The 2,080-nt window shown below is 40.8% G+C and carries 1 protein-coding gene; it reads right to left on the bottom strand.

Translation table 11 applies throughout. The annotated features are described in order from the left end of the window. Window positions 1-9: 9 nt before the first annotated feature. Window positions 10-1,947 carry a DUF6077 domain-containing protein gene (locus tag QUB70_RS32380; RefSeq protein ID WP_332985899.1) on the bottom strand — a complete coding sequence of 646 codons (1,938 nt, stop codon included), beginning with the start codon at window positions 1,945-1,947 and terminating at the stop codon, window positions 10-12. Window positions 1,948-2,080 lie beyond the last annotated feature (133 nt).

Raw genomic sequence — 2,080 nt, 5'->3', positions numbered from 1 at the left:
AAGCTCACATTATATGCGCCTTGTCCAGATTGTATAATTATTTACCAGTTCTCTTCTCTCAAATTCCTGTGATTCAAGTATTCTCAAGACGCTAGGATTCTCCCTCTCGAAATTCAAAACAATTATTGAAACATCAAGCGTGCGAATTGCGGCTTTAACATCCTCCCCTCGCATCTCGCCAGACCCAGTTACGAAATTATGAAGAATTTTTCTCCGCGTATAGTCATCTTCTCGAATGAAAGGCCTCATCAAGTCGAGGTACAGCCCTCTTGAGCTTATCAATTTAGGGTGATTCTCAAATCTGGAAATTACTCCTGCAATATCATCGGGAGCAAGGAGTCTTCCGCCACCATTATCAAATGCCATTGCCCTCGTGGAAACAAGAAGATGTTTGCTCGGGATTTTCCATGTGGCAAAACCGTCGAATTCCCCAATGTTTTTCTGGCGCAGAGTATTGAATGGAATGGAGTACGCAATCAGCAAGACTACTGCAACAGATATCACGAAAATATTAATGCTTCGAAGTTTTTTATCTAACAATTCGCTGAATATTATGCACAAAGAAACTGCTGCAAATGCAACAAATGGGAATGACCAAGTTATGCGCCAATACACTGGTGGGGTTGTTATATTCTTTGAAATAAAATCTGAAAAAAAAGGATTTATGTGAATCAGGAAGAAAATTAAAGCCGGGACTGCCAGTCTCCACCTCAGCACCACATCCTTTGCAAGTACCGGGCCCGCTAAGATTAAAAATCCAAGCAAATACTGCTGATTAATTCCAAATACCGATACCCATACATGAGATGCACTCTCTGACTCAAAATTCAGTATCGGAGAGCCATTTGATTCCATCGCCACATCCATCAGATATGGGAAAGGAATCAATAAAGAAGGGGCCGCATAATAGATCTTTTTATAATTAGATCTTATGGCTAAGGGGAAATTTGATACAATGGCCGCAAATCCAGCAATCGGGCCCATTAGCATCCCGAAATTTGTTAGGCCTATGGAAGATACTTGGCAACAAGCAATCAATAATAAATCTGTGCTTGTTCCACGCTCAGAAAAAAAGCGGTGAGTGAGATAGAATATTGTTGGTACAATCACCGACAGAAAAACTGCTTTCCCTTGGAATATTCTCACAAATGAAAAATTTGCCGGGCTACGATGCATCTCTCCTAGCAGCAGCGTAAGTAGAAGTGCCAAGGTTCCAGCCAGCAGCCAATGCTTGGGAATGAACTCTTTAGCTAACAAAAAATTCGCCGCCACAGCGGCTATGACCCAGAACGGCAACAAGTAAATATAATATGCGTCCATTGCCGGAACCGAGAACAAATGAGCGACTGCTCCAGAAAGAAGCTCAAAAGACGAAAATCGATAGCTTGGAAATATCAATGGATAATTTGATTCGCCAAGCATTGGATCGATGGATATAAGAGCAGTCGACGGATTTGAGGATGTATAGGATGCGACTGCAAGATAGAATGAATCATCAAGATCGCTTCTGGATACGCTGTATGCCAAAATGATCGCGCCAAGCGAAATAAATGCGACGAATGCAGAGCTAAATTTGTTTTCTTTTATTTTCGAAGAAAATATTTCTGTTTGATCTTCTATTTTTCGATAGAAAATGCAAAGAAGCAAGGCGGCAGATGAAGTCGCCCAGAATGCTGCCCATGACCAGCTCATGATCGGCAGTGAAGCGATTAATAGAAACGCGGAGACCTTCCTAATTTTTTTATTCGAATAATAATAGTATTGCCTTTTTTCTGTAATCAGATTTTTTGTTTTTTGAATTATATGGTGAGAAAAAATAAGCAAAAAAATTAAAACTGGAGATAGAACCAAAAGAGCCTTTAAGTTAAGCCCTAGTATGACGCAAAAATGTGAAGATAGCGTCCATCCCGAAAAGATCAGTAAAAAATATGAAATTATTTGACGCATTGTGCTTGTCCCGGCATCCAAGGGGCGGATAAAATTGATGCGTATTTTAATATTCTAAAATGCCGTAGTCATCCCTACATGGCCGCCACCGCTTGCAGCAGTCTTTCATTGATTGAGCATGGGCTCTGCGTAC

This window comes from Microcoleus sp. A003_D6 (genome assembly GCF_036702825.1).
Taxonomy (GTDB): Bacteria; Cyanobacteriota; Cyanobacteriia; order Cyanobacteriales; family Microcoleaceae; genus Microcoleus.
Note: the sequence above shows the minus strand (reverse complement) of the source record. Positions and strands in the feature narration are given on the sequence as shown.